Origin of the sequence: Pseudomonas sp. OE 28.3 (assembly GCF_014268205.2) — a bacterium.
Lineage (GTDB): Bacteria > Pseudomonadota > Gammaproteobacteria > Pseudomonadales > Pseudomonadaceae > Aquipseudomonas > Aquipseudomonas edaphica.
On sequence record NZ_CP077082.1, the window covers coordinates 5,663,629 to 5,684,065 of the forward strand.

Sequence of the window (20,437 nt, forward strand, 5' to 3'; positions counted from 1 at the left end):
GCTTGCTCGCCACATCAATCCCGGCTCCCACATAGGACCCGGCGCAACCATCAACAGGTCTTACAGAACGTCGAGCAACTCAACGTCGAACACCAGAACGCTGTGCGGCGGAATGCTGCCAACGCCTTGAGCGCCGTAAGCCAGTTCGCTCGGCACGTACAGACGCCATTTGCTGCCGGCATTCATCAGTTGCAGGGCTTCGGTCCAGCCGGCGATCACGCCGCCAACCGGGAATTCTGCAGGCTGGCCGCGCTCGTAGGAGCTGTCGAACACAGTGCCGTCGATCAGGGTGCCGTGGTAGTGAGTACGCACTTGGTCTTCACGGGTCGGCTTGGCGCCGTCACCTGCAGTCAGCACTTCAAATTGCAGGCCGGAAGCCAGGGTGGTGATGCCATCACGCTTGGCGTTTTCAGCCAGGAACGCCAGACCAGCACCAGCAGCTGCTTCTGCCTTGGCAGCCGCTTCGGCTTGCATGATTTCACGGATCACTTTGAAGCTCGCCGCCATTTGCTCTTGGTCAACGCGGCTTGCTTTGCCGTCGAACGCGTCGGTCAGGCCGGCCAGGATGGCGTCGATGCTCACGCCCGGTGGCGGGTTGTCGCGCAGTTGGTCGCCCAACTGACGGCCGATACCGTAGCTGACGCGGGTTTCGTCGGTGGACAGATTAACTTCGGACATGAAGAGGCTCCGCTGTAGGACAGCACGGTTTCCCGCGCCATCCAAAACTAAAAGGGCCCGCAGACTAGCACACAAGACCCGCCTCTGATCAGCCCCCTGCCCCACTACCAAAGGGCCAGGTCGTAGGTCAGATAAAGCCGATAGTTATCGCGGTCGCTGGCGTAGGTGGAACGATAGGTCGCTTTGCGCAACTCCACGCCCAAGCCTTTGAAGGTACTGTCCTGGATGACATAGCGCAGGTTAGTGTCCGACTCCCACTCCCGCGCCTCACGCCCTCTGTAATCACCGTTCTGCCCTTTGTAATAGCGGGTCATGAAACTCAGGCCCGGCAGCACGGCTTCAAAATCATAGTCGTAGCGCAGCATCCAGGTTTGCTCACCGGCCTGGATGAACTTGCCTACACCGGCGTTAGTGAAGGAATACACCGTCGATACACTGGCATAAGGCAGCGCAGTGTCGCCGTTGACCTTCTGATAACCGACGCCCAGCGCCTGTGCGCCCAGGCGATAGGTGAACAACCCGCTGAACATGTCGCTGTCCACTTTGCCGTTGCGCGCCTCACCCGCATCGCTGCTGATGAAATAACGCAAATCACTGGTCAGCGTGCCGTTACCCACCGGCTGTTTATGCACAAGGCCAAAAAACTGCTGACGATAGAACTCACGCATTTCGCCGTAATACCAAGTGCCACTGAGCTGCGGCGTGAAGGCATAAGAGGCGCCGGCAAAATCGAAATCACTGCCCTGTTTGCCGCTGTAGCCCTGGGGATAAATAGCCACGCTGTCGGTGGAGTTTCGCTGCTTGAATTTATCCAGGTGCCCGGCATGCAGGTACAGGTTGCGAATTCCACTGTACTCCACCTGAGTGCCTTGAAAAGTCTGCGGCAGCAGGCGTCCATCGTTATGCACCAGCACTGGAATCTTCGGCAGCAAGGTGCCGGTTTTCACCACGGCATCGCCCCAGCGCATCTTTGCGGTGACGCCCAGGCTGGAGAATTCACTGGCGGCATGGCCATCGTCATGCACCGGCAATAAACCCGTGCCGGCGTGAGTAGGGCTGGAGTCGAGCCGCAGCCCCGCCAACCCCAACGCGTCCAGACCAAACCCTAGCGTGCCTTCGGTATAGCCTGACTGCAGGTTGAGTAAAAAACCTTGTGCCCACTCTTTGCGATCCTCGCCGCCGTCGCGGTAATCGTCGTTGAAGTAGAAATTACGCAAGGTCAGGCGAGCCTTTGAATCCTCCCAGAACCCCTGGGCCAGGAGTACAGGCGACACACCTGCCAGCAGGCACGCCGAGGCCAATTTTCCCTGATTGAAAAGTTTATGCATCGCTGTTTCCTCTATGCCTTATTGTCGTTTTTTTATGGGCAGTTCCACCGCGCGACACACTGGACGGCACCTCGCGTTGGAGCGGACACTAACGGCTCGTCGAAAGCCCCACAACGTTATGCGAGATGCGCATCAGGCTATGCGCAAAGCACCGCCAACCCCTCGCAACCGACAGGAAAATCACGGTGAATCTCAAGCAGCTCGAAGCCTTCAAGGCGATCATGTCCACCGGTTCGACCATCGGCGCAGCAACACGCATGGGCCTGTCGCAATCGGCCGTCAGCCGCCTGTTGAGTCAGCTGGAGGAGGCGTTGGGTTTCGTATTGTTTCTGCGCAAAAAAGGTCGCCTGATGGCCACCGCAGAAGCGGAAGAGTTACTGACCGAAGTCGCCGGCCTGGTAGACGGCATGCAGCGTATCCAACGCCTGGCAGACGAAATGCGCGTGGGCCGCTCGCGCAAAAGCCTGCTCAAGGTCGGGGTGCCCACCAGCATGACCCAAGAGCTTTTGCCACGAATCGTCGCGGAGTTTCTCAAGAGCCATGACGACATCGTGGTCGAGTTGCTGACCGGCTCTTACGACATGATCGAGCGCGCCGTACTCGACCGGTCCGCCGACCTTGGTTTTGTGCGCCTGCCAACGGAAATTCCCGACTTCGACATCGAGCCCGTGCTGCAAACCGAAGGCGTGTGCGTGATGCCCGCCGACCACCCACTGACTCGCCACGCCTGTATCGAGGTGCAGCACTTGCGCAATGTGCCGTTGGTGATGCTCGGCCGACAACGGGCTTTACGGGCTGAGTTGAACCAGGTGTTTCGCGCTGCCAACCTCACGCCGCAAGTGCGGGTCGAAGTACATTCGGTAGGCGCGGCATGCAGCTTTGTCGCCGAAGGCCTGGGGGTGTCGATCGTCAACGGTTTGCTCGCCAGCCACTTCCTGCACCTGCCGATCGTGACCCGGCCTTTTCGCCCTGCACTGCCTTACACTTTCGGCCTGGCCTATCGCGCCAATGAGCCACGCCCACAGGTGGTCACAGCGTTTGCCGAGCATCTCAAGCAGCGCTTGAACGCACAAAACGCATAGCCCGACCCACCCTGCGCATAACGTTGTCGCCGCCAAAACTTTGCCCTAGTGTCCGCTCCACACGCGTCACTCCCCCATAACAACAACGGCAAACGCCGGGGCAGCCAGCATGAGCGAATCACAGAATTTCTCCACAGCGGCGGCGGTGGAAAAACCCACGCAACGCAAACAGATCAACCCGGCCATCATCCTGCTGAGCATCGTCTTGCTCGCCGTGGCCTTCACCTATGCGGTGAACTCGGGCAAGTTCGAGCGTCAGAACGGGCTGGTAGTACCCGGCTCTTATCAGGTGCTGGAGAAACACGACAGCCTGGGCCAATTGTTCGCGCTGGAGCCACGCAAGGCCGGCGATACCGTGGCCCGCCCGGTGTCGCTGGTCGAAGGTTTCATGGCCATCCCCCAAGGCATCGAGAAACGTGCAGCGCTGATCTTCATGGTGCTGTTCATCGGCGGCATGTTTGGCGTACTGAACAAGGCCGGGGTGATCGACGCCGGACTGGAGCGTTTACTGGGCCTGACCCGCGGCAACATCTACGTGCTGGTGCCGAGCCTGATGCTGGTGTTCTCGGCGGGCAGCACGTTCATGGGCCTGGCCAAGGAGTTTATTCTGATCGTGCCGCTGATGGTCGCCATGGCCAACCGGCTGGGGCTGTCGAACCTGATCGGGCTGGCTATCGTCACGATCTCGGTGAAGATCGGCTACCTCGCTTCAATCTCCAATCCCGTGGCGCTGTCCGTCGCTCAGCCGATGGTCGGGCTGCCGATATTCAGCGGTTTAAGCATGCGCGTACTGGCTTACTGCAGCTTTCTGCTGGTGGGGATTGCCTTCGTGCTGTGGAGTATCCGCAAGCACGGTTTTGATGCGACAGCGCAGATTACGTTCGAACATAAACCCTTGCCCACGCGCCACTTGATCAACCTGACTGTGCTGCTGAGCGGCATCGGTTTTCTGGTCTACGCCTCCAACCGCTGGGGCTGGAAGTACCATGAGCTGTCGGCGTTTTACCTGTTGCTGACGGTGGCGTTCAGTGTGATTGCCGGGCTAGGTGCGAGTGTCGCCGCCAGTGCCTTTGTCGATGGCATGAAGAAGGTGCTGATTGCCGGCGTGCTGATCGGCCTGGCCACCGCCGTGGAAATCATCCTCAGTACCGGCCAAGTGCTCGACACCATCGTCCACACCCTGGCCAACCTGGTAGGCGACCACGGCCCGATTGTGTCGGCCTACGGCATGTTCTTCGCACAACTGGGGCTGGACGTGTTGATCCCGTCCACCTCGGGCCAGGCGGCGGTGACCATGCCGATCTTCGGCCCGCTGGGCCAACTCTCCGGCGTCAGCCCGCAGACCACTGTATTCGCGTTTCTGATGGGCAATGGCCTGACCAACATGATCACCCCAACCTCCAGTGGCCTGCTGGTGTTGCTGGCCACCGCCAATGTCGGTTGGGGCCAATGGGCGCGCTACATCCTGCCGCTGTTTCTGATCTACGCCGTACTGGCGATGGTGTTGCTGGCTATCGCGGTCACGAGCGGGTACTGAGTCAATGAGTGTTTTCCCCATGCAAACCCTGCACAACCACATGATCCCGATGCGCGACGGCATCCACCTGGCCACCGATATCTATTTGCCGACAGGCAGCTGCGGCCCTTTCCCGGTGGTCATTGAACGCACGCCCTACGACAAGAGCAAACCCTCTCGCTCGGAAAAACAACTCGACGGCCAGCACATCTCTCGAGAACAGATGGCGGCACGCTTTACCGACCAAGGCTTTGTCGCAATCTTTCAGGACTGCCGGGGCCGCTATGCCTCTGAAGGCGTGTTTACCAAATACACCGCTGAGGGCGAGGACGGTTTCGACACGCTTGCCTGGATCGTCCGCCAGCCGTGGTGCAACGGCAAGATCGGCAGCATGGGCCTGTCTTACGCCGCGCATACCCAACTGGCGATGGCCTGTCTGCACCCACCGGGCTTGAGCAGCATGGTGCTCGACAGCGGCGGCTTCGCCAACGCCTATCAGTGCGGGATTCGCCAGGGTGGCGCGTTCGAACTCAAGCAGGCCACCTGGGCCTTTCGCCAGGCCAAGGAAAGCCCAGCAGCCTTGGCCGATCCACAGGTTCGCCAAGCACTGGAGCAGGAAGATATCCATCATTGGTTTACGCGGATGCCCTGGCAACCCGGCCAGTCACCTTTGCGCCATGTGCCGGAATACGAGGCCTACGTGCTGGAGCAGTGGGCCAAGGGCACATTCAGTGAGTATTGGCGCACGTCCGGCATCTATGCCGAGGGCTACTATCGGCAACTGCCCGACATTCCAGTGTTGTTCATGTCCAGTTGGTATGACGCCTATGTCAGCTCCACCCTGGCCAACTACAGCGCCTTCAGGCAAAACACCTCGGCCCACCAGCGGCTGGTGATGGGGCCATGGCTGCACGGTGACCGCAATATCAGCCACAGCGGCGACGTCGAGTTCGGGCCGCAGGCAGCATTCGATGGCCAGGTCGATCAGAACTGGCTGAGCTGTCGCCTGGCGTGGTTCGAACAATCGCTCAAACCCTCGCCTCACGCGCCCAAGGCCAGCGTGCAGGTATTTCTGATGGGGGGCGGCAGCGGCCAACGTGACCCTGACGGCCGACTGCAACACGGCGGACGCTGGTTGCAATCGACGCAATGGCCGCTGCCAGGCAGCCGGGTGCAGACGCTCTACTTGACGGCTCAAGGGCAACTGAGCGGCACTGCACCAGACGCAACCGACGCGTGCTTGAGCTACCTCGCCGACCCGGCCTGTCCGGTCCCGACCCTCGGCGGTGCGCTGACCTCCGGCGCCCCCATCTTCGTGGGCGGCGCTTTCGACCAACGTGAGCGTGCCGACTTCTTCGGCACCCGTGGCGACAACCGCCCTCTGAGCGAGCGCAAAGATGTGCTGAGCTTCCTTACCGAGCCGCTCATTGAAGACTTGATTGTCGCAGGTGATGTACAGATCGAGTTATGGATAGACAGCGATGCACCCGACACCGACTTCACCGCCAAGCTGATCGACCTGTACCCGCCCAGTGCCGACTACCCCGATGGTTTTGCGATGAACATCACCGACGGCATCCGCCGTTGTCGCTATCGAGACTCCTGGGAGCAGCCGACGGCACTGACACCGGGCAAACGGGTAAAGGTCACGATCGAGCCCTTCGCCACCTGCAACCTGTTCAAGCGCGGCCATCGACTGCGCCTGGATATTGCCAGCAGCAACTTCCCCAGGTTTGACGTTAACCCCAACAGTGGTGAGCCTTCTGGCCAGGCCCACCATTCAAGGGTGGCACGCAACACTGTGCACCTGAGCGCGGGTGCCGCGTCGTGCCTCAGACTCACCGTGGTGCCCGCTACCGCACTATAAGCCTGCTGGGAGCCTGCGGGGCCGCCGTTGCTGCCAGGCAACAGCGACCCTTCGTCGCACCCGTAAGAAATGTATTTCAGAATCATCGCCTGCCGCCGATACCCCCGTACAAACTTTGGCTGGCTCAAACAACAACACCGTCCAGCAGACACACATCATTCTTGCGGAGCATTCGATGAATAGCTGGTTCGGCAACATCAGCGTCAACCTCAAACTCGGCCTGGGCTTTGGCCTGGTGCTGGTCCTCACCTCGATCCTGGCCCTGACCGGCTGGACCAGCCTGGGCGGCTTGATTGACCGTAGCAACTGGATGAGCGACATCACCCAGCTCAACGCGTCCCTGACCAAGCTGCGCATCGTGCGCCTGCAATACATGCTCGCCAATGGCGACGAAGCCGTGGCACAGAACGTCCAGACCAGCCTCGACGCCTTCGCCGCCCAGCAACAGAAACTGCTGGACAGCTTCAAGAGCCCGGAAAACCGCAAGCTGCTCACCGAGCAGAAAGCCGTCATCACGGCTTACCAGCAGTCGCTGAACAAAATGCGTGAGGCCTACCGTAACGGCAATGCCGCGCGCCAAGTGATGGGCGACAAGGCCGATATCGCCAACGGGCAGATCGACGCACTGGAAGCCAGCGTGCAGCAAGCGCCCGACAGCCCGGAGCGCTTCACCCAGTACCAGGCCGTGACGCACGCCAAGGAAGAGTTCCACCTGGCGCGCTATGAAGTGCGCGGCTACACCAACTCCCCCAGCGCAGAAACCGAAGCCCGCGCCGCTGCACAAATCGAAAAAGCCATCGCCGGTTTGAAAAGCCTCAGCGCCGCGTTTGGCACCAGCCAACAAAGCGCACTGACGTCGCTGGAAACCGCACTCGGTGCCTATCGCAGCGCCGTACAGAGCTACAAGGCTGCCAACGCCAACATCGTCACTGCGCGCGCCGAAATGACCACCCAGGGTGCCGATATCGTCACCATCAGCGACAAGCTGTACGACATTCAGCTCGATCGCCGCGACGCCGAAAGCACCCAGGCCCGCAGCCTGCAATTGATCAGCACCTTGCTGGCGTTGTTGGTCGGCATCATCGCGGCGCTGGTCATTACCCGCCAGATCACTCGCCCGATCCAGGACACCCTGGCCGTGGTGGAACGCATCGCTTCCGGTGACCTGAGCCACAACATCCAGGTGACCCGCCGCGATGAACTCGGCGTATTGCAGCAAGGTATCCAGCGCATGGGCACTACCCTGCGTGAGCTGATCAGCGGCATTCGTGACGGCGTAACCCAGATCGCCAGCGCCGCCGAAGAACTCTCGGCCGTGACCGAGCAGACCAGTGCCGGCGTGAACAGCCAGAAAATCGAAACCGATCAAGTCGCCACCGCGATGCATGAGATGACTGCCACCGTGCAGGAAGTCGCGCGCAACGCCGAGCAAGCGTCCCTGGCCGCCGCCGATGCCGATGGCCAAGCCCGCGCCGGCGACAAAGTGGTGGCCGAGGCCATCGCCCAGATCGAGCGCCTGGCCGCCGAAGTGGCGCGCTCCACCGACGCCATGACGCACCTGCAACAAGAGAGCAACAAGATCGGCAGCGTGATGGACGTGATCAAGGCCGTGGCCGAACAGACCAACCTGTTGGCGCTCAACGCGGCGATTGAAGCGGCGCGTGCCGGTGAAGCCGGTCGTGGTTTTGCCGTGGTGGCTGACGAAGTGCGCGGCCTGGCCCAGCGCACACAAAAATCCACCGAAGAAATCGAAGGCCTGGTCGCCGGTTTGCAGAACGGCACCCAGCAAGTGGCCACGGTGATGAATAACAGCCGCAGCCTCACCGACAGCAGCGTCGAGCTGACGCGCAAGGCCGGTGTGTCGCTGGAGAACATCACGCGTACCGTGTCGAATATCCAGTCGATGAACCAGCAGATTGCAGCGGCCGCCGAGCAGCAGAGCGCCGTGGCTGAAGAGATCAGCCGCAGCATTGTGAACGTGCGCGATGTGTCGGAGCAAACGGCTACTGCGAGTGACGAGACGGCTAAATCGAGCGTGGAACTGGCGCGTTTGGGCAGCCAGTTGCAGCAGATGGTCAGTCATTTCCGGGTGTAAAAACCCAACGCTGACTACGCACAAACTCTGTGGCGAGGGAGCTTGCTCCCGCTGGGTCGCGCAGCGGCCCCTACTGAAGTTGATCGATATTTTAAGTTGGGAGCGCAGTGAATGCCTTGGGGCTGCTGCGCAGCCCAACGGGAGCAAGCTCCCTCGCCACAGGCAAACTTAGACATACTCGGCTTGCCTTGAGTCCCTTGGCTCTCAGCCCTCGCCTTCCTCAACAAACACCAGTCGATTCCCAAACGGGTCCTTGATGCTCATCTCCCGCGAGCCCCAAGGCGTTTCTTCAACCCCAGGCTTGGCATACCGGTAGTCCTTGGCCAGCAACTGCTGCTGGTAGCCGTCCACGCCTTGCGCCTGAATCCGCACCGCCGAGCCCGGCGAAGCATCGCCATGGTGCTCGGACAAATGCAGCACGCACTCGCCCAGCGACACTTGCAGATACAACGGGAAATTCGCCTCGAAACGGTGCTGCCAGTCAACCTTGAACCCCAGGAAGTCGACGTAGAACTCCAACGCCTTGGCCTCGTCGAAGATCCGCAAAATCGGGGTGACTTTTCCTAAGTGCATGGCAACCGCTCCGTGTATGAAGGCACCCACTATAGGGACGAAAACCCGCCACGCAAATCCCCATTGCGCGCAAGGAATCGCCCCGGCCGATGACCATTGGCCTGCCCATCGCTATAACTCAGCACGCCATTGACCCACACGCCATCAATCCCCTCGGCAGCGCGTTGCGGTTCTTTGAAATCCGCCACATCACGCACGCGCAACGGGTCGAACAACACCAGGTCGGCCCAGTGCCCTTCACGAATTTCTCCACGCTCGACCAGCCCAAAACGCGCCGCCGACAACCCGGTCATCTTGTGCACCGCCGTGTGCAGTGGAAACAACCCCACATCCCGGCTGAAGTGCCCCAGCACCCGTGGAAATGCGCCCCACAAACGTGGATGGGGAAACGGGTCTTCCGGCAAACCATCCGAACCCACCATCGACAACGGATGCGCAAGAATACGCCGTACATCCGCCTCATCCATTCCGTAATACACGGCCCCTGCCGGTTGCAGGCGACGTGCCGCATCCATCAGCGAAACCTCCCACTGCGCCGCGATGTCCTGCAAGTCGCGCCCGCCGACCTCCGGGTGCGGTGTTGACCAGGTAATAGTGATACGAAACGCGTCGGTGACCTGCTTCAAATCCAGCGTCGACGAGCTGGCGGCATAGGGATAGCAATCACACCCGACCGGATGGGTTTGCGCTGCCAATTCCAACGATGCCAACAGTTGCGGACTGCGCCCCCAATTGCCCGCACCGGCGCACTTGAGGTGGGAAATGATCACCGGTGCCTGCGCATGTCGGCCAATCACAAACGCCTCGTCCATCGCCTCCAGTACCGGTTCGAATTCGCTGCGCAAATGCGTGGTGTACACCGCACCAAACGCCGTGAGTTCTTCACTGAGCTGCAGCACTTCATCGGTCTCGGCATTAAACGCGCTGGCGTAGGCCAGGCCTGTGGATAAACCGAGGGCACCCGCCTGCAGACTCTCCTGCAACTGCACACGCATGGCGGCAATTTCACTGGGCGTGGCGGTGCGGTGCAGGTCGTCCATATGGTTGCTGCGCAAGGCGGTGTGGCCGATCAAAGCGGCAACGTTGACTGCCGGATGAGCACTTTCCACGGCAGCACGATAGTCGGCAAAACGTGGATAAGCGAATGCCTCACGCGCCCCCAGCAGGTTCATCGGGTCCGGCGGATCGCTACGTAAACTCACCGGCGATGCGCTGATGCCGCAGTTGCCGACAATCACCGTGGTAACGCCCTGGCTGAGCTTGGGCAGCATCTGCGGGTGGCGGATCACCACCGTGTCATCGTGGGTGTGCACGTCGATAAAACCCGGCGCCAACACGCGGCCACTGGCGTCGACTTCATGCTCGCCGGTTGCGCTCGACAAGTCGCCGATCGTCTCGATGCGCCCGGCGCGCAGCCCCACATCGGCGACATAGCCCGGCGTGTTGCTGCCATCAATGATCAGCGCCTGGCGGATCAGCGTGTCGTACTTCATATCAGTCTCCAAGCGGCAGGCTGTCGGGGCCGCCGCGATAATCGTCGAGGGCCAGCTTGATCCGGCGCAGGCGTTCCTGGTTGTCGTCCGGCAGGGCCAGCGCCAGTTCGGTGGCGAGCAGGTCGATGGCCAACAGCATGCCGTAGCGCGCCGCGGTGGGCTTGTAGATAAAACTGGTTTCGGCCGGTTGCAGCGGCAGTAATACATCCGCCAATTCGGCCAGGGGTGAGTCGGCCAGGGTGATGGCGATGATGGGGGCATCGTAGCTACGCGCCAGTTTCACGACGTCCAACAGTTCTGGCGTCAGCCCGGTGAGCGAGCACACGATCAGCGCCTGCTCCGGGCCTAAAGTGGCCGCCGTGACCCGCATCATCACCGGGTCATGGCTGGCGGCAATCGGGTAGCCCAGGCGTACCAGGCGCACCTGCAATTCGTCACTGCACAGGCTCGATGGGCCGCCCATGCCAAACGCGTGAATCATCCGCGCCTTGCCCAACAGGCTGACCGCATCAACAAAACTGGCCTGGTTAAACCCCGACAGGTGCTGACGCAACGTCGCTTCGATGTCCCCCAGAATCTGCCGGTGAAAGGCCGACTGCTCCGGCAACCCGGCCGGGTCCAGAAAACGACTGCCCACGCCACTGGCCTGGGCCAATTGCAGGCGCAAATCACGTAAATCGCGGCAACCGACACTGCGAGCAAAACGCGACAAAGTTGCCGTGCTGACCTCGGCCCGTTGCGACAACGCTTCCAGGCTGGCCGACGCGGCAAAGCCCACGTCATCGAGCATCAGCTTGGCGATACGGCCTTCACCGGCGCTGAACGAATCCTGACGGGCGCGGATCTGGTAGAGGATGTCCATGGCGGCTCCGGCTTAAAAAATGAGGCTTATAAAACAAGAGAAAGGCCGTAAGTCAGACCAAACGCGACCACCGAAATCAAAGTCTCCAACACGGTCCAGGTCTTGAAGGTCTGGATCACCGTCATATTGAAGTATTCCTTGATCAGCCAGAAGCCGCCGTCGTTGACGTGGGAAAAGATCACCGAACCCGCACCGGTCGCCAGCACCAACAATTCAGGGTGTGGATAACCCAGGCCCATGGCGACGGGCGCGACCACACCCGAGGCCGTGGTCATGGCCACGGTGGCCGAGCCGGTAGCGATGCGCATCAATGCGGCAAACAACCAACCCATCACCAGCGGCGACAGGTGGAAGGCATGCGCCAGACCAAGAATCTCATTGGTCACGCCCGCGTCCACCAGGATGCGGTTCAAACCGCCGCCTGCGCCCACCAGCAAGGTGATGCTGGCGGTCGGCGCCAGGCATTCATTGGTGAACTTGAGGATCGATTCGCGGTTGAAGCCCTGGGCCAGGCCCAAGGTCCAGAAGCTCACCAGCGTGGCGACCAGCAGCGCAATCACCGAGTTGCCGATAAACAGCAGGAATTGATTGAAACCAGTGCCCGGAGTGGAAATCACGTTGGCCCAACCGCCGATCATCATCAGCACCACCGGAAGCAAGATGGTGCCCATGGTCAGGGCGAAACTTGGCAAACGTGTACGCGGCTCGCGCTCGATAAACTGGCGTTCCAACGGGTTTTCCGCCGGCAGGTGGATGCGTGGCACGATGAACTTGGCGTACACGGGGCCGGCGATGATCGCCGTGGGAATGCCGATCAGAATCGCGTACAGCACGGTCTGCCCCACCGACGCGTTATAGGCCAGCACCGCCATCATCGCCGCCGGGTGTGGCGGCACCAGCGCGTGTACCACCGACAGACCGGCGACCATCGGCAAGCCGACCATCAGGATCGACACGCCCACACGCCGCGCCACGGTAAAGGCGATCGGCACCAGCAACACAAAACCGACCTCGAAAAACAGCGGCAGCCCCACCAGGAACGCAATACACACCATCGCCCAATGCGCGTTGCGCTCGCCGAAACGGTTGATCAGCGTGCGCGCCACCTGCTCGGCACCGCCGGATTCGGCCATCATCTTGCCAAGCATGGTGCCCAACGCCACCACCAGGGCGATATGCCCAAGGGTCTTGCCGACGCCCGCCTCGTACGAGCCCATGATCGTGTCGGCCGGCATGCCGGCCATCAAGGCCAGGCCGATAGACACCAACGTGATGACGATAAACGGGTTGAGTCGGTAGCGTGCAATCAGCACGATCAATGCAATGATGGCGATGGCAGCGTATGCCAACAGCCCAAAGCCCAGTGGTGCGGCCATGCGGTACTCCTTGGAAAGGGTCACGTCGAATTGGTTGTGAAACTCATAAATCATTACCGGGTGTAATTTTCAATTTTTATGAAAGTAATTTTCGCCCACAGATAAGCGCTGTCGCTTTGGGACATGCCCAACGCCAGCCGATGAAAATCCGGGGGGTGTTCTTACATGAAGTTTTTTGCGTGCGGAAACTCAGTTGCCAGGGCCGAGTCTCAGATGACAGGCCTATCCACAACCAGGAAAACCAACAATGAAGCGCAAGACCCTGCTTGTTCCTTTCGCCGCCAGCGCACTGCTGCTGGCCTTTTGCGGCAGCGCTTGGGCCGATGACAGCCCGGCGTTGAAAAAATGCCTGGATGGCGCCAACACCACGGCGGACATGGTCAGCTGCAACGCCACCGAAGCCAAGATCCAGGACGCGCGCCTGAACAAGGCCTACAAAGACGTCCTTGCGCTTCAGGAAGGCAAACAGAAGCAGCAACTGCAGGACGTACAGCGCCTGTGGATCAAGTACCGAGACGCCAACTGCGGCTTCATCGGCTCAGCGACTGGTGGCACCATCGATCAGGTCAATGGCATCGGCTGCATGCTGGACATGACCCGCACCCGCGCCCAGGAACTGGAAAATATGCTGCCGCTGTAATCAGTCGTGATGCACGCGGGCGCGCTTGAGCAGCTTCTTGCAGCGCTCCGACAAATGCAGCACGCGCAATTGCTTGCCGGCCTTGGTGTAGCGCTCGCGCAAAGTCATCAGCGCTGCAGTCGCTGAATAGTCGACAAAGCTCAGGTGACGACAATCGAGCGTCACCTGGGCCGGGTCGTTGGCCGGGTCGAACTGGTTCAAAAACGGCGTGGTCGAGGCAAAGAACAGCGTGCCGTGCAGGCGATACAGCTTGCTGCCGTCGGCTTCCAGATGCTCATCGGCATACAGCTCACGGGCCTGTTGCCAGGCGAAGTTCAGCGCCGCAATCACGATACCGCAGAGCACGGCGGTCGCCAGGTCGGTGAACACGGTAATCACCGTTACCGCAATAATCACCAACACGTCGTTGACCGGCACCTTGTTGATCACCCGCAGCGACGCCCAGGCAAAGGTCTGCTGGGACACCACGAACATCACGCCGACCAAAGCCGCGAGCGGAATACGCTCAATCAGCGGCGACAAAAACAGAATAAACAACAGGATCATCACCCCGGCGAACACCCCGGAGAAACGCCCGCGCCCGCCAGAGCTCAAGTTGATCACGGTTTGCCCGATCATCGCGCAACCGCCCATGCCGCCAAACAGGCCCGAGACCATATTCGCCGCGCCCAGGGCCACGCTTTCGCGGTCGGGGTAGCCACGGGTTTCGGTGATTTCGTCGGTGAGGTTCAGGGTCAGCAGGGTTTCCAGCAGGCCGACCATCGCCATCAGGAACGCGTAAGGCGCAATGATGCCGAGGGTTTCCAGGGTCCACGGGATTTGCGGCAACGCGAAGGTTGGCAGGCCGCCGGCGATGTGGGCCATGTCGCCCAACGTGCGGGTTGGCAGGCCAAGCAGGTAAACAGCCAGGCCGACGCCCAAAATCGCCACCAGCGCGGGCGGCACGGCGCGGGTCAGGCGTGGCAGCAGGTAAACAATCGCCATGGTTGCCACCACCAGCCCGCTCATCACATACAACGGCGTGCCGCTCAGCCAGGTTTCACCGCTTTTGAAATGCTCCAGCTGCGCCAGCGCAATGATGATCGCCAGGCCGTTGACGAACCCGAGCATCACCGAGTGCGGCACCATGCGCACCAGTTTGCCCAGGCGTAGCAGGCCGAACGCAACCATGATCAGCCCGCCCAGCAGCACGGTCGCGAGCAAATATTCCACGCCGTGTTGCACCACCAGCGCCACGATCACCACCGCCATCGAACCCGCGGCGCCCGAGACCATGCCCGGCCGGCCGCCGAACAAGGCCGTGAGCGTGCAGATGATAAAGGCGCCGTAGAGGCCCATCAGCGGGTTGAGGTGAGCCACCAGGGCAAAGGCGATGCATTCGGGCAGCAGTGCGAAAGACGTGGTGAGGCCAGCCAGGGCATCGGCGCGCAGACGGGTGAGGTTCATGAGGTACCAGGGAGTAGCGAGGGATATGGCGGGGGATGGTACGGAATTGCGGTCGGTGGGGCCAGTAATGTGTAACAACACATGAACCGAGTCGCCTTCATCGCAGGCAAGCCAGCTCCCACATTTTGAATTGCGAATACATTCAAGTGTGGGAGCTGGCTTGCCTGCGATGGCAACGCCGCGGTACTAAGCGAACATCACACCATCTCGTTGCGAATCCACTCCACCACCGACGTGCGCGTCGGCGCCCAGCCCAGCAACTCACGCGCATGTTTGCCACGCACCCGGCTGTTGGAACCCAGGCCATAGTTGGCCATTTCATAGCCCCACTCAGCCTCAGCCTCAGCCAATGGCCAATCCTGCGGCTCGCCCAGGTTCAGGGCTTGGGCAATCGCGGTGGTCATGTCGACAAACGCCGCTTCGCTGCTTTCCACAAAGTAGAACGTGCCCGGGACGTTCTTGGTCAGCGCCAGCAGATACAGGGCTACCACATCTTCAATATGCACGTTGGACCAGATGTTCTGGCCAGTGCCCACATGCCGTACCACACCACTTTTGCGCGCTTGCTTGAGCAGTCGTGGCAACTGCACGCTGTCACGCTTCACGCCCAGGCTGTGGCCGTAGATCAAGGTATTGCAGATCACCGCCGAGTTCACGCCCTCTTTGGCCGCCGCCAGGATCAGGTTGTCGATGGCCACGCGCGCGGCCTTGTCGACGGTCGGCTCCGGCAGGTTGTCTTCAACGTAGATGACATCGCTGGATTTACCGCCCGAAGCATCACCGACAATGCTCGAACCGCTGGTGTGCAGGAACGGCTTGTTTGAACCTTTCAAGGCGGCCAGCAAGGTTTCCACGGCAGCGCGATGGTCGCTGCTCGCGGCATTGATCACCGCATCAGCTTTAGAAGCCTGTGCGCTCAACACGGCGGCGTCATCCAGCGTGCCGATCACGGGCGTGATGCCCAGGGCGGTCATTTCAGCCGCTTGCTCGGCGCTGCGCACCAGGCCGGTGACCGTGTGGCCGGCCTTGACCAGGCCGGTGGCGATGGAGCCGCCGATAAACCCTGCTGCGCCGGTGACGAATACGTTCATGGAGGTTGCTCCTGACTGGGTAAGTGATAGGCCCAGTATCAAGGACTCATTCCTGCCGAATAAGCCCATGCTGCCCAATTCAATCTTGCGCACAGGTCACGAATCAGCAGGCATACCGCGCAAGCTTGGTTTGAATGAAATCCAGGAAGCACTGGATGCGCAGCGCCAACTGCGAGTTACGGTAGAACACCGCGTGGATCGGCTGGCGATAGCCGCTGTTGAAGGCTTCCAGCACCGGTACCAGGCGCCCGGCATCGATGTCGGCGTTGGTCATGAAGTTCGACAGGCAGCAAATGCCCTGGCCTTCCAGCGCCAGTTGGCGCACGGTTTCGCCGCTGGAGGCGGCAATGCTTGGCTGGATCAGCCAGCGGTCGCCTTCCACGTGGCGCAGCGGCCAGTGGTTGAGGGTTTCGGTCTGGGTGAAGCCCAGCAGCGTATGGTCGACCAACTCGGCCACCGTCTTCGGCGTGCCGAACTGCTTGAGGTAGTCGGGGCTGGCGAGGATATGCAGCGGCGTACAACCCAACGAGCGCGCATGCAGGGTCGAGTCGGCCAGGGCACCGATGCGGATGGCAATGTCGGTGCTCTGCTCCAGCAGGTCGATGATCAGGTCGTCACTGTTCAGCTCCAGCTGGATATCCGGGTAGAGGCTGCGAAACTCGGCAATGTAGGGCACGATCCCATGCAGCATGAACGGCACGGCCGCATTGATGCGCAGACGCCCGGCGGGGTTCTTCTGGCGCGACGACAGGCGCTCTTCCAGCTCGTCCATCTGCGCCAGGATCAGCTTGGCCTGCTCGAAAAAGTACTTGCCCTCCTCGGTCAGGTCCATGCGCCGCGTGGTGCGGTTGATCAGCGTGGTGTCGAGCTTGGCTTCCAGGCGCGACAAGGTGCGGCTGACGGCCGACGGCGTCTGCCCGACCTGCTCCGCGGCTGCCGAAATCGAGCCGCACTCAATCACGCTGACGAAGATCTGTAGCTCATCGGATCGGGCTTTCACGGGGTGTCCTCTCAATCGGTTCGCGACAGCTTACACCGTGAACAGCCACTCAGCCGCTGATCAGTAGATGGCCCCCCAACAGCGCCATGCCGACGAAAAACACCCGTTTGAACAGCACCGCGCTGATGCGCTGGCGCAACACCTGGCCCAGCCACATCCCCAACAACGCGGGTATCAGCGCCAACAGCGAGGCGCTGACTTCGCCACCGCCCAGGGTGCCACGCCAGGTCAGCGCTGCGGCCAACGCCAACGTGGAAGCGGTGAACGCCAGCCCCAGCGCCTGCACCAATTGATCGCGGTTCAAACCCAGGGCTTGCAGATAGGGCACGGCCGGAATCACGAACACGCCCGTCGCCGAAGTGATAAGGCCGGTGACCAGACCGCACAACGGGCCAAGCCAGCGCTCGGTTTTAGGTTTCACCTTGAAGGTCGGCAAAAACAAGCCACTTAACGCATACACCAGCAAGGCGCCACCCAGCGCGCGAACCACCCAATGCCCGCCGTCCGTGCCCAGCCACAACGTGCCAAGCCCGGTGCCGAGAAAAATCAGCAGCAGCATTGGCCACAGGCGCTTGAGCAAGGCGCTCAAGTGGCCACCGAACGCCAGTTGCCAGAGGTTGGTGACTGTGGATGGAATGATCAGCAAGGCCGCAGCCTGCGCCGGGAGCATAGCCAGGCCGAGCATGCCCATGGCCACGGTGGGCAGGCCCAGGCCGATCACGCCCTTGACGGTGCCGGCCAGCAGGAAGGTGCCGATCACCAGCAGGGTCAAGGCCGGGCCGAGGTTTTGGTAGAACGCGAGGAAGGTAGTCATGAGGCGATTTTGCAGGCTTTCGTTGAGGTCGAAAATTCGCCATATACTGAGGTAGCCTCTTGTTTTGCGTGAGGCTTAAATAGCTATCGCAGGCAAGCCAGCTCCCACATTGGACTGTGTTCACAAAGCAAAATGTGGGAGCTGGCTTGCCTGCGATAAGGCCAGTGAAGTCACTCGAGAAACCTCAGCCATGCACTTTGACCTGATCGACCTGCGCCTCTACCTGCACACCCTCGACACCGGCAACATCACCGCCGGCGCCGCCCGAAGCCATTTGTCCCTGGCCGCCGCCAGCGCGCGCATCCGTGCGATGGAAGCCTCACTGGGCATCGAGCTACTCGAACGTAACCGCCGTGGCGTCAGCCCAACACCCGCCGGCAAAGCCCTGGCCCGCCACGCCCGCCTGCTGTTGCAACAGGCCGAGCACCTGCAACAGGACCTGGCCGAATACGCCCAGGGCATCAAAGGCCAGGTGCGCCTGCTGTGCAACACCACCGCCCTGAGCGAATACCTGCCGGAACTGCTGGCGGACTTTTTGCGCCAACACCCCAACCTCGATATCGACTTGCAGGAGTTGCCCAGCCTGCGCATTACCCAAGCCTTGCGCCAGGGCACAGCAGACCTGGGGATTATCTCCGATGCGGTGGACACCCACGGCTTGCAGACCCTGCCGTTTCGCGATGACCCGCTGGTGCTGATCATGCCCCTCGATCATCCGTTGGCGACGGCGAATTTCATCGACAGCCTGCAATACGATTATGTAGGCCTGACCGCCAACAGCGCGCTTTCGGTATACCTGGAAGAACAGGCATTGCACGCAGGCTTTCGCCTGCAAACACGCATTCGCGCCGAGGGTTTTGATGGGTTGATCCGCATGGTCGCCGGCGGCGCCGGCCTGGGCATCGTGCCCCAGGCCGCATTGGAACGTTGGCCGACAGAAAAGCGCATTAAAGCCCAGCCATTAAGCGAAGACTGGGCCTGTCGCAAACTACTGTTATGCGCCCGCTCCTTCGAGCAATTGCCCGGTTACGCCAAAGCCTTGTTCGACGCCCTGGCCTTGCGGAAAAACCCGTAATACACCGCTGACAGGATCATCAGGAATGGCACGCCAAACACCAGCGTCATCTTGAAGGCCTCGGTGAAGTACGTGGTGATCATCACCGCCCCCATCAGCACCAGGCCCAGCAGTGTGCTGTAGGGAAACAGGCGCAGCTGGAACGACAGCTTCGGCCCGCCATGACGCTTGCGATAACGGCGAAAAAACAGGTGCGTGAGGAAGATCATGAACCAGGTGAAGATCGCGCCAAACATCGAAATCGCCATCATCAAGGTGAACGAGCTTTCCGGGTACACCACGTTCAACAAGGTCGCCAGGGCAATGCCGGAGCTGGACAGCAGCAACGCGTTCAGCGGAATGCCGCTCTTGCTCAAGGCGCCCATGGACTTGGGCGCAAAACCTGCACGCGACAGGCTGAACATCATGCGTGTGGTGATGTAGAGCTGGCTGTTCATCGCCGACAACGCGGCGATCAGGATCACGAAATTCATCACCCCGGTGGCACCGGGAATACCAATGGTCTGCATTACCGTAACAAACGGGCTCTGGGTCTGGCCGGCCTGGTTCCACGGCACGATGGCGAGCATCAATGCCAGGGTCAGCAGGTAGAACACCACCAACCGCACGATGGTGGCGCGAAAGGCCTTCTTCACCGCTTGCTCCGGGTCGGCGGCTTCACCGGCGGCCACGGCGATCATCTCTACGCTCAGATAGCTGAAGATCGACACGATCACTGCGATCCACATGCCGCTCAGCCCATGGGGGAAAAACCCGTCGTGGGCCGTATAGTTCTGCACGCCATAATCAGGATTACCGGAGCCGAACACCACGTACACCGCGAGGATGATGAAGCCGACGATTGCGGTGATCTTGATGGTCGAGAACCAGTATTCGAAGTTGCCGAAGGTCTTTACGCTGATGGCATTGAGCAGGATCAGCACACTGGAAAACGACACGATCCACACCCACTCCGGCACGTTGGCGAACCAGTACTTCATGTACATCGCCACCGCCGTGACCTCGGCGCCCACTGCCAGCACAATCGCCGCCCAGTAGGCATAACGCACCAGAAAGCCGGCCAGCGGGCTGATGTAGAACTCGGCGTAGGCACCGAACGAGCCCGAGGTGGAGTGCGCCACGGTCATCTCCGCCAGGCAGCCCATCAACAGCAAGGTGATCAACGCACCGATGGCGTAACTCACCAGCACACTCGGCCCGGCATAACCGATGGCGTAGGCGCTGCCCATGAACAGCCCCGTGCCGATGGCGCCACCGATGGCGATCATGCTCATCTGGCCGGAAGTGAGCTGGCGCCTCAGGCCCAGTTCGCGATGGGTGATCTCTGCAAAGCCGTTGTCTGGCGTGGTCACGTGGTGTGCCCCTTTATTATTGTGATGGTTATGGCTGGCGCTGAACCTTGTGGGAGCTGGCTTGCTGTGGCGAGGGAGCTTGCTCCCGTTCGACAGCGCAGCTGGAGCCGGCTTTTTGGGGGCGCTTCGCACCCCAGCGCAAGCAAGCT

17 protein-coding genes are annotated in these 20,437 nt (G+C 60.9%); 6 read left to right on the forward strand and 11 right to left on the reverse strand.

Annotated features, from left to right (window positions below; all coding sequences use genetic code 11):
* Positions 1 to 60: 60 nt before the first annotated feature.
* Both HU759_RS25455 and HU759_RS25460 read right to left on the reverse strand, forming a co-directional pair.
* Complete coding sequence (locus tag HU759_RS25455; protein ID WP_017137944.1) at positions 61 to 678, reverse strand: FKBP-type peptidyl-prolyl cis-trans isomerase; 618 nt, start codon at positions 676 to 678, stop codon at positions 61 to 63.
* A gap of 104 nt (positions 679 to 782) precedes the next feature.
* Positions 783 to 2,006 (reverse strand): OprD family porin, encoded by a 1,224-nt coding sequence (locus HU759_RS25460; protein ID WP_186618060.1) that lies wholly within the window; start codon positions 2,004 to 2,006, stop codon positions 783 to 785.
* Between the two features lie 185 nt (positions 2,007 to 2,191).
* On the opposite strand from HU759_RS25460, the gene HU759_RS25465 reads away from it, so the two are divergent.
* The 4 genes from HU759_RS25465 (at position 2,192) to HU759_RS25480 (ending at position 8,566) form a co-directional block, all read left to right on the forward strand.
* Positions 2,192 to 3,088, forward strand: coding sequence for a LysR family transcriptional regulator (locus HU759_RS25465; protein WP_170040502.1), 897 nt, complete (start codon positions 2,192 to 2,194; stop codon positions 3,086 to 3,088).
* Between the two features lie 109 nt (positions 3,089 to 3,197).
* The gene (locus HU759_RS25470; protein WP_138451939.1) at positions 3,198 to 4,625 is read left to right on the forward strand and encodes an AbgT family transporter; all 1,428 of its coding nucleotides are present in this window, start codon (positions 3,198 to 3,200) and stop codon (positions 4,623 to 4,625) included.
* Between the two features lie 19 nt (positions 4,626 to 4,644).
* Positions 4,645 to 6,471: a CocE/NonD family hydrolase gene (locus HU759_RS25475; protein ID WP_138451941.1), complete on the forward strand. Its 1,827-nt coding sequence runs from the start codon at positions 4,645 to 4,647 to the stop codon at positions 6,469 to 6,471.
* A gap of 175 nt (positions 6,472 to 6,646) precedes the next feature.
* On the forward strand, positions 6,647 to 8,566 hold the full coding sequence (locus HU759_RS25480) for a methyl-accepting chemotaxis protein (protein ID WP_170040499.1): 1,920 nt from the start codon (positions 6,647 to 6,649) through the stop codon (positions 8,564 to 8,566).
* 204 nt (positions 8,567 to 8,770) lie between these two features.
* On the opposite strand, the gene HU759_RS25485 is transcribed toward HU759_RS25480, so the two are convergent.
* From HU759_RS25485 to HU759_RS25500, 4 genes are read right to left on the reverse strand one after another with little or no spacing between them, the layout of a single operon-like run.
* Positions 8,771 to 9,139 (reverse strand): glyoxalase superfamily protein, encoded by a 369-nt coding sequence (locus tag HU759_RS25485; protein ID WP_017137946.1) that lies wholly within the window; start codon positions 9,137 to 9,139, stop codon positions 8,771 to 8,773.
* Between the two features lie 29 nt (positions 9,140 to 9,168).
* Positions 9,169 to 10,632, reverse strand: coding sequence for a D-aminoacylase (locus HU759_RS25490; protein ID WP_186618058.1), 1,464 nt, complete (start codon positions 10,630 to 10,632; stop codon positions 9,169 to 9,171).
* A 1-nt stretch (position 10,633) separates the two neighbouring features.
* A complete protein-coding gene (locus HU759_RS25495) occupies positions 10,634 to 11,494 on the reverse strand; it encodes a MurR/RpiR family transcriptional regulator (protein WP_017137948.1) in 861 nt (286 codons plus the stop codon).
* 26 nt (positions 11,495 to 11,520) lie between these two features.
* Complete coding sequence (locus tag HU759_RS25500) at positions 11,521 to 12,870, reverse strand: gluconate:H+ symporter (RefSeq protein ID WP_225933009.1); 1,350 nt, start codon at positions 12,868 to 12,870, stop codon at positions 11,521 to 11,523.
* A gap of 247 nt (positions 12,871 to 13,117) precedes the next feature.
* Between HU759_RS25500 and HU759_RS25505 the strand changes: the two genes are divergently transcribed.
* Positions 13,118 to 13,510: a lysozyme inhibitor LprI family protein gene (locus HU759_RS25505; protein ID WP_099549435.1), complete on the forward strand. Its 393-nt coding sequence runs from the start codon at positions 13,118 to 13,120 to the stop codon at positions 13,508 to 13,510.
* Here the strand turns inward: HU759_RS25505 and HU759_RS25510 are convergent, their stop codons facing one another.
* The 4 genes from HU759_RS25510 to HU759_RS25525 form a co-directional block, all read right to left on the reverse strand.
* Complete coding sequence (locus tag HU759_RS25510; RefSeq protein ID WP_186618056.1) at positions 13,511 to 14,956, reverse strand: SulP family inorganic anion transporter; 1,446 nt, start codon at positions 14,954 to 14,956, stop codon at positions 13,511 to 13,513.
* A gap of 197 nt (positions 14,957 to 15,153) precedes the next feature.
* Positions 15,154 to 16,047, reverse strand: coding sequence for an NAD-dependent epimerase/dehydratase family protein (locus tag HU759_RS25515; protein ID WP_099549433.1), 894 nt, complete (start codon positions 16,045 to 16,047; stop codon positions 15,154 to 15,156).
* Between the two features lie 103 nt (positions 16,048 to 16,150).
* Positions 16,151 to 17,047, reverse strand: coding sequence for a LysR family transcriptional regulator (locus tag HU759_RS25520; protein WP_017137953.1), 897 nt, complete (start codon positions 17,045 to 17,047; stop codon positions 16,151 to 16,153).
* A 49-nt stretch (positions 17,048 to 17,096) separates the two neighbouring features.
* Positions 17,097 to 17,861 (reverse strand): sulfite exporter TauE/SafE family protein, encoded by a 765-nt coding sequence (locus HU759_RS25525; RefSeq protein ID WP_017137954.1) that lies wholly within the window; start codon positions 17,859 to 17,861, stop codon positions 17,097 to 17,099.
* Positions 17,862 to 18,051: 190 nt separating this feature from the next.
* Between HU759_RS25525 and HU759_RS25530 the strand changes: the two genes are divergently transcribed.
* A complete protein-coding gene (locus HU759_RS25530) occupies positions 18,052 to 18,936 on the forward strand; it encodes a LysR substrate-binding domain-containing protein (RefSeq protein WP_186618053.1) in 885 nt (294 codons plus the stop codon).
* Here the strand turns inward: HU759_RS25530 and HU759_RS25535 are convergent.
* Positions 18,888 to 20,288 carry an amino acid permease gene (locus tag HU759_RS25535; RefSeq protein WP_186618052.1) on the reverse strand — a complete coding sequence of 467 codons (1,401 nt, stop codon included), beginning with the start codon at positions 20,286 to 20,288 and terminating at the stop codon, positions 18,888 to 18,890. The two genes, HU759_RS25530 and HU759_RS25535, sit on opposite strands and share 49 nt — an antisense overlap.
* Between the last annotated feature and the right edge of the window lie 149 nt (positions 20,289 to 20,437).